Consider the following 1,397-nt stretch of genomic DNA (forward strand, 5'->3'; position numbering starts at 1 on the left):
TGAATCGTATACCGAAGTGTGTCGCCCACTTCTGGGTTGTCCTCATCGGTATTGCCGTCTGCTTTTTCAAGCAGTGCTGCCGATTTTTCTGATTCCGTTTTTGGCTTTTTCGGATCGACATCGACATCTGTGCTTGGCTCGTCTGGATCGTCGATGTTTGGTACTTCAACGAGTGCGACGTTTTCGATCGTCTCGCCTACATAACCAGAGTTGATCGTTGCTTCAAACGTAACCGTACGCCAGTCATTGTCTTTAACTTCACCAAATTCAGCCGTGACCTTGCCGTCTTCATAGCTGCCTGTGCCGCCATGACTGACTTCCAAACTTCCTTCAACAAACGTCAACCCTTCTGGAAGGACGTCGCTGATTTTTAAGTTTTCAAGCAAGCTGTCTTCGACCGTGTTGCGTGATTGGATCGTATACACAACCGTGTCGCCGACTTCATAGCCGTCTTTGCTTTCATCAGCATTTGTTGCTGATTTTCTCGATTCTGTTTTTGGCTCTTTTGGATCGACATCAATGTCGGTTCCTGGCTCGTCTGGCTCGTCGATGTTCGGTACTTCAACGAGTGCGACGTTTTCGATCGTCTCGCCCACATAGCCAGAATCGATTGTTGCTTCAAATGTAACTGTGCGCCATTCGGTGTCTGTGACTTCGCCGAATTCAGCCGTTGCCTTGCCGTCTTCAAAGTTGCCTATACCGCCATGGCTGACTTCCAAGCTGCCTTCGACAAACGTCAGACCTTCTGGAAGAACGTCCGTAATGGTGAGGTTTTCGAGCAAGCTATCTTCAACGGTATTGCGCGCTTCGATCGTATACACGACCGTGTCGCCGACTTCATAGCGCTCTTTGCTTTCATCTGCGTTTTGAGCCGATTTTCTTGACTCAAGCTTAGGCTCTTTCGGATCGACATCAATATCGGTTCCTGGCTCGTCTGGCTCGTCGATATTTGGTACTTCAACGAGTGCGACGTTTTCGATCGTCTCGCCTACATAACCAGGGTTGATCGTTGCTTCAAACGTAACCGTACGCCATTCGGTGTCTTTGACTTCACCGAACTCAGCGGTTACCTTGCCGTCTTCATAGTTGCCTGTACCGCCATGGCTGACTTCCAAGCTGCCTTCCACAAACGTTAGCCCTTCTGGAAGAACGTCCGTGATGGTGAGGTTTTCGAGCAAGCTGTCTTCAACAGTATTGCGCGCTTCGATCGTATACACAACCGTATCGCCGACTTCATAGCCGTCTTTGCTTTCATCTGCGTTTGTGGCTGATTTTCTTGATTCTAGCTTTGGCTCACGTGGATAGATTTCGACATCTTCACGTGGCTCATCTGGGTCGTCGATATTGTCGCCATCGACAACGGCTGTATTCTCAATATCTTTCCCTGCTTGACCTGG

Annotated in this window: 1 protein-coding gene; it reads right to left on the reverse strand. The window is 49.2% G+C overall.

What is annotated here, in order from left to right; genetic code table 11:
* Positions 1-1,397: isopeptide-forming domain-containing fimbrial protein (locus tag BUC05_RS12600; protein WP_167369573.1), on the reverse strand; the 1,397-nt coding region annotated here is incomplete at both ends.

It is taken from the genome of Shouchella rhizosphaerae (assembly GCF_900142675.1).
Lineage (GTDB): Bacteria > Bacillota > Bacilli > Bacillales > Bacillaceae_D > Shouchella > Shouchella rhizosphaerae.